Source organism: Streptomyces pimonensis, from assembly GCF_041380215.1.
GTDB classification, from domain to species: domain Bacteria; phylum Actinomycetota; class Actinomycetes; order Streptomycetales; family Streptomycetaceae; genus Streptomyces; species Streptomyces pimonensis.
The window spans coordinates 23384-29534 of record NZ_JAHWZY010000056.1 but is presented as its reverse complement, the minus strand read 5'-3'; the positions used below and the strand labels follow the sequence as shown (position 1 = coordinate 29534).

The following is a 6151-nucleotide window of genomic DNA, read 5'->3' as shown; positions in this document are numbered from 1 at the left end:
GGCCGCGAGGTCGCCCCCGGCCGGGGGAGGGGTGGCCGGGGAGGAGGGCGGTGTGTGGAGGACCTGACTCACATCCGCTGCTTTCGCTAGGGGGAGGGTGGCAACGGGTTCCTACGACGTCGTGCGACTTCTTGTGTCGGGACCGTACCGTCGCAACGGGAGCTTAAGTCGACTTCTTGCGTCGGGACGGGACCGTATCGTCGCAACGGGAGCGTAAGTCGAAAGAACGTCGGAACGCAACCGTTTCGTCGTGACGGTGGCGGCCTATGCTGTCCGCATGACGACGAACTCCGACGAGCCCCAGCCGCGTCCGCGCCGCAGGGCCCCCGCCGGGGCCGCCGTACTGCGCGAGGACGTGACGGAGGCCATCCGGGCGGCCGTCTTCGAGGAGCTGGCGGCGGCCGGCTACGCGCGGATGTCGATCGAGGGGATCGCGCGCCGCGCGGGCGTCGGCAAGACCGCGGTGTACCGCCGCTGGCGCTCCAAACTGCACCTGGTCCTCGACCTGGTCTCCGCGATCGCCGTCCAGGGCCTGCCCGCCCCGGACACCGGCACCCTGGAGGGCGACCTGCGCCTGCTGTACGAGGTCACCTCCCGTGCCCTGCGCCACCCCGTCGCCTCGCAGATCCTCCCCGACCTCCAGGCCGAGGCCGCCCGCAACCCGGACATCGCCGAGGCCCTGCAGAAGGCGCTGCGCGAGGGCCAGGACGGGGTCGCCAAGGGCATCGTCGCGGCGGCGCAGGAGCGCGGCGAGCTCCGCCCCGGCGCCGACCACGCCCTGGCCCTCGACCTGATCTCGGGCCCGCTGTACTGGCGCTCGGTGGTCATCCGTGGCCCGAAGCCGCCGAAGGGCTACCTGGAGGCCCTGACCCGGGCGACGACGGAGGCGCTGAAGACGCTGTGACGGCGTTGCCGGTGCCTGCCGCGAAGATGCCGGCCATGACGCCGTTGTTCCCCACCGACGTCGAAGGGGCCGTCCGCGGCAGCCGGGGCGCCGTCATGTGCACGCCCGAGTTCCGGCCGCACCGGACCGCCGGCGCCCCGGCCCGCGCCCCGTGCGGGGTCACCGCCATGGCCCCGGCGACCTGCTGGGCGGGGGCCGCTCCGCGGTGAGGTCCTGGTGGACGGGGCGCGCACCGACTGCCCCTGGTGGAACCGCCTGGGCACGGGCGCGGAGACGGACCTCGCCCGTGAGCGGTCCGGCCCCGGGGAGATCGTCACGGGGGGCGTCGCCGTCCCCGCCCGCCGGAGCCCGTCCGGCTGCGCGAGCAGGACGGACTCCCGCGGACCGGGGTCACGGAGAAGCCGGGGTCACGGAGAAGCTCGGCGGCTGAGCGCGGCCGGAGCCCGCCCGGCGATCGTGTGCACGGGCCGTGCCGACGCCCTGATGCGCGGTGCCGGTCGGTGACCGTGCGGTCCCGGCCGGCCCGGGTGCCACGGGTTCAGCGGCACAGCCGCCGGGCGAGGACGGTCAGGTCCGCCACCCGCAGCACGCGCTCCGCGAAGCCCGGCAGGGGTACGTGCAGCGGCGTGGTCCAGCGGGCGGGGACGGCGCCGATGCCGTACACCGCTCCCGCCAGGCCACCGGTCACCGCCGCCACCGTGTCCGTGTCGCCGCCCAGGTCGATCGCCGCGCGGACGGCCTCCTCGTAGCCGGTCGTGGTGCGCACCGCCCAGACGGCCGAGCCCAGGCAGGGCCAGACGGCGCCGTTGAACTCCGTGGCCAGGTCCGGGTGCCAGTCGGGGGCGAGGACGGTCGCGTAGCGTTCGCGATGGTCGGGGTGCACCGCGCGGAGGGTGTCGGGCACGGCGGCCACGGGGTCGTCGCCGGCCAGGGCGGTGCCGATCAGCTCGTGGAACACGGCCGTGCCCTCCCAGGCCGCCCGGTCGCCGTGGGTGAGGGCGGACAGGCGGCGGGCGGCGTCCATGGTGGCGTCCCGGCCCAGGGGCGCGAAGTGCACGGCGGAGGGGGCGGCCCGCATCAGCGCGCCGTTTCCCGCCGCGCGCTGGTTGCTCTGGAAGTGCAGTGCGGCGGCCAGGTCCCAGGGATCACCGCTGGTCAGCACGGCCTCCGTCTGGAGGCCGATGTCCTTCGGACCGGCGGCGGCCCACCGCTGGAAGCGGCGGAAGACGTCGGGGAGGTCGAGGCCGCCGCGCTCCAGCAGCGACTCGGCGACCAGCACCGCCATCTGCGTGTCGTCCGTCGCCTCGCCCGGGTCCCAGCCGCCGCCACCGCACATCTCGCCGCCGAGCCCCGGCGTCGGGAAGCGGGCCGAGAAGGCGCCCTCCGGGCCGAACTCGAAGGGCGCGCCCAGGGCGTCGCCCACGGCGGAGCCGATGACGGCGCCCAGGGCGCGTTCGGTGCGGGTGGGCATCAGGAGCGGGCCGCCGACGGGTGCAGGCGCCGCCAGCCCGCCCACGCCGAGGTGATCATGTCGTCGATGTCGTGACGGGCCTTCCAGCCCAGCTCCGCGGCCGCGCGGTCGGCGGAGGCGACGACGCGGGCCGGGTCGCCGGGGCGGGGCGGGGCGACCACGGGCGGGCGGTCGTGGCCGGTGAGGGCGTTGACGCGGTCGATCACCTCGCGCACGGAGACGCCTTCGCCGCGGCCGATGTTGAGGGTGAGGTCCCGGCCGGGCGCGGAGCGCAGCGCGTGGGCCGCCGCCACATGGGCCTCGGCCAGGTCGACGACGTGGATGTAGTCGCGGACGCAGGTGCCGTCGGGGGTCGGGTAGCCGTCGCCGAACACGCGTGGGGGCATGCCGTCCGTCAGCTTCTCGAAGATCATGGGGATGAGGTTGAAGGCACCCGTGTCGGCGAGGTCCGGGCGGGCGGCGCCGGCCACGTTGAAGTAGCGCAGGCAGGCCGTGGAGAGTCCGGCGGTCCTGCCGGTCGCGCGGACCAGCCACTCGCCGGCCAGCTTGGTCTCGCCGTACGGCGACATGGGCGCGCACGGGGTCTCCTCCGTCACGAGGTCCACGTCCGGCATGCCGTACACCGCCGCCGAGGAGGAGAAGACGAAGGAGCGCACGCCGGCCGACGTCACCGCGTCCAGCAGGACGCGCAGGCCCTCGACGTTCTCCCGGTAGTAGTGCAGGGGGAGGGAGACCGACTCGGCGACCTGCTTCTTCGCCGCGAGGTGGACGACCCCGGTGACCCCGTGGTCCGCGAGGGCGTGCGCCACGCGCTCGCCGTCCAGGATCGAGCCGACCACCAGCGGCACCCCGTCCGGCACCCGGTCGGCGAGGCCGGTGGACAGGTCGTCGTACACCACCGCCCGTTCGCCCGCTCCGGTCATCGCCCGTACGACGTGCGCCCCGATGTAGCCGGCGCCGCCGGTGATCAACCAGGTCATGATCGGCCGTCTCCCTGTCGTTGGCCCGTGCCCGTCCGTTCCCGAAAGGTCAGCCCTCAGTGAACCAGGCGCCGAAGCCTTCCGCGCAGCACCGGGACGACTCCGCGGAACCCGGCCGCCACGCGCAGGGCCAGCGAGCCCGAGTGCGTGGCGTACGGCCGCACCAGCACCACGCCGTGCCAGGGGCTCGGCATCACGCAGCGGCGCAGCAGACCCGGCCCGGCGAGCGCGTGCGCCGTCACCCGGCGGCTGGAGCCGTCCCGGAAGCGCACCCGCAGCCACAGGTCCCAGGCGCCCGTGCCGAGCATGGCCAGCCGGTCCGGCCGTACGGTCGCCTCCGCGACCCAGGTGCCGTCGGCGGCCCTCCGCAGCGGCACCGTGCGGCGGACCCGGACGCCGCCCCGGTCCCGGTGGCGCCACTCCGTCTCCACCGACCAGGGCCCCGCCCGCGCCACCCGGCCGTACAGCTCGTGCAGGCGCACCCGCAGCCGCGGGCCGTGCGCGTGGGGGCGCAGTTCCGCGTCCACGGCGAGCGGGAGGAGGGGCACGGGGCGGACCAGCAGGGGCTCCAGGGCGATCCCGGGCAGGTCGGCCGACCAGCAGGGCGTGCCGTCCGCCGCGCGGTGGTACGGCGGGCACAGCCGGGCCGGCCGGGCCGCCAGCTCCCGCAGCCGGGGCAGGTCGCACGGCTCGGCGGAGGCCAGCACGACCCGTCCGATCAGCCGGCCCGGGGCCACGGGGTCGCGGGCCCAGTCGGCGGCGTCGTACTCCGCGAGGAAGGCCCGCGTGTGCGCCCACCACTGCCTCCGGTACTCCTCGTCGTGCAGCGGCAGCTCGCGGGCGTACATGCGCAGGTCGTGGTCGAGGAACTTGGCCCGCGCCCGGCGCGCCAGCCGTTTCTGCCCGGCGGTCAGCAGGATCTCGTGGACGCAGCGGCACGCGTGCGTGCGGGCCCGCCAGTTGTCGACGCCCGCGCGGTCCAGCGAGATCGACAGCCGCCGCGCGGACCGGCGGACGTGCCAGACGTACACCCGGTCCGGGACCAGCGCGACGCGCGGGGCGGCGGCCCACACCCGCGCGGTGAACACGAGGTCCTCGTAGGGGAACCGGCCGTCGGGGAAGCGGATGCCGTGCGTGCGCAGGAAGGCCGTGGCGTAGAGCTTGTTGACGCACAGCGTGTCGTGGACCAGGCGCGGGCGCAGCGCCGGGCGGGCGAGCACGGCGGGCGCGGCGTACAGGGCCGGCTCCCACGGCGTCTCGTGTCCCGAGGGCAGCTCGCGGCGCACGCACAGGCCGCCCGCGACCTGCGCGTGCGCCCCGGTCGCGGCCGTGAGCAGCGCGTCCACCGCGCCGGGCGGCAGCAGGTCGTCGCTGTCCAGGAACATCACGTACGGCGAGGTCACCGCGGCGAGCCCGGTGTTGCGCGGGGTGCCGCAGCCGCCGCTGTTGACGGGGCGCCGGATCACCCGCAGCCGCGGTTCGCCCCCGGCGAGCCGGTCCAGCAGATCGGCGCTGCCGTCCGTCGAGCAGTCGTCGACGGCGACGACCTCCCGTACGGCGTCGCCCTGCGCGAGCGCCGAGCGCACGGCGCCGGTCACATGGGCGGCGTCGTCGTGACCGATGACGACGACGGCGACCTGGGACCGGGGGACCTGGGGCTGAGGGGGCTGCATGGTGTCCTCGGGCGCGTCACGGGGCTGCTTCTGCCCTCCATTGAGGACGCCCGGCGCGTGCGGCGCACCTCGGCCGCCGTCACGCGCCGTCCGCCACCGCCGTGTCCAGTGCCGCGGTGAGCCGGTGGAGGCGGGTGCTCAGATCGCGGATCTCGGCGATGTCGAAGCCGGTCGCGGCCATGATCCGGCGCGGCACCTCCAGGGCCCGCTGCCGCAGCGCGGCGCCCTCCTCGGTGGGCCGGACCTCCACCGACCGCTCGTCGCGCGCACTGCGCTCCCGGCTCACCAGTCCGGCCGTCTCCAGCCGCTTGAGCAGCGGGGACAGGGTGCCGGAGTCCAGGCGCAGGTGCTCGCCGAGCCGCTTCACGGGCAGCGTGCCGTGCTCCCACAGCACCAGCATGACCAGGTACTGCGGATAGGTGAGCCCGAGGTCCTTGAGGACCACCCGGTAGACGCCGTTGAAGGCCCGGGAGGCGGCGTTCAGGTTGAAGCAGATCTGCTGGTCGAGGCGGAGCCAGTCGTCCGCGGCGCCCGGCAGCGGGGCCGTCGCGGGGGGAGGGCTCGGAGTGGCTGTCATGCCTCCAGGGTAGCTCTTGCGGGCCATTTGGTTGCACACAACTTAATCGCGTGCTCTACTGGTGGTCGTACGGCGGCCGGACCCGCCACGGGGCCCGGCCGAGCCACGACTCGAGAGGGAAGGTCCTTTCCATGGACGCGCTCTACACCGCTGTCGCCACCGCCACCCACGGCCGCGAGGGCCGCGCCGTCACCTCCGACGGCAAGCTGGACCTCGCCCTGAGCGCCCCCGCGGAGCTCGGCGGCAACGGCCAGGGCACCAACCCCGAGCAGCTGTTCGCCGCCGGTTACGCGGCCTGCTTCGGCAGCGCCCTCGGCATGATCGGCCGGGCGGCGAAGGTCGACGTCAGCGACGCCGCGGTGACCGCCGAGGTCGGCATAGGCAAGCAGGGCGAGGGCTTCGCGCTCGCGGTGACCCTGCGCGTCGAGCTGCCCGAGGGCATCGACGAGGAGACCGGCCGCAAGCTGGTCGAGCAGGCCCACCAGGTCTGCCCCTACTCCAACGCCACCCGCGGCAACGTCCCGGTCGACCTCGTCATCGAGTAGT

Annotated in this window: 7 protein-coding genes; 3 read left to right on the top strand and 4 right to left on the bottom strand. The window is 75.3% G+C overall.

The window, feature by feature from the left end; translation table 11 throughout:
• Positions 1-277 precede the first annotated feature (277 nt).
• Together KYY02_RS31580 and KYY02_RS31575 are read left to right on the top strand one after the other, a co-directional pair.
• Positions 278-904 (top strand): TetR/AcrR family transcriptional regulator, encoded by a 627-nt coding sequence (locus tag KYY02_RS31580; RefSeq protein ID WP_371244054.1) that lies wholly within the window; start codon positions 278-280, stop codon positions 902-904.
• Positions 905-939: 35 nt separating this feature from the next.
• A complete protein-coding gene (locus tag KYY02_RS31575; RefSeq protein WP_371244052.1) occupies positions 940-1113 on the top strand; it encodes a hypothetical protein in 174 nt (57 codons plus the stop codon).
• A gap of 329 nt (positions 1114-1442) precedes the next feature.
• Here KYY02_RS31575 and KYY02_RS31570 read toward each other — a convergent pair whose 3' ends face one another.
• The 4 genes from KYY02_RS31570 to KYY02_RS31555 all read right to left on the bottom strand — a co-directional run bounded on the left by KYY02_RS31570 (position 1443) and on the right by KYY02_RS31555 (position 5605).
• A complete protein-coding gene (locus tag KYY02_RS31570; protein WP_371244050.1) occupies positions 1443-2375 on the bottom strand; it encodes an ADP-ribosylglycohydrolase family protein in 933 nt (310 codons plus the stop codon).
• Positions 2375-3355, bottom strand: coding sequence for a UDP-glucose 4-epimerase GalE (gene galE, locus KYY02_RS31565; RefSeq protein WP_371244046.1), 981 nt, complete (start codon positions 3353-3355; stop codon positions 2375-2377). Before galE ends, KYY02_RS31570 begins: the two co-directional genes overlap by 1 nt.
• A 56-nt stretch (positions 3356-3411) precedes the next feature.
• Positions 3412-5028: a glycosyltransferase gene (locus tag KYY02_RS31560; RefSeq protein WP_371244044.1), complete on the bottom strand. Its 1617-nt coding sequence runs from the start codon at positions 5026-5028 to the stop codon at positions 3412-3414.
• A gap of 79 nt (positions 5029-5107) precedes the next feature.
• Positions 5108-5605, bottom strand: a complete 498-nt coding sequence (locus KYY02_RS31555; RefSeq protein ID WP_371244042.1) for a MarR family winged helix-turn-helix transcriptional regulator — start codon at positions 5603-5605, stop codon at positions 5108-5110.
• 131 nt (positions 5606-5736) lie between these two features.
• On the opposite strand from KYY02_RS31555, the gene KYY02_RS31550 reads away from it, so the two are divergent.
• Positions 5737-6150 (top strand): organic hydroperoxide resistance protein, encoded by a 414-nt coding sequence (locus tag KYY02_RS31550; RefSeq protein WP_371244040.1) that lies wholly within the window; start codon positions 5737-5739, stop codon positions 6148-6150.
• The last annotated feature ends 1 nt before the right edge of the window (position 6151 follow it).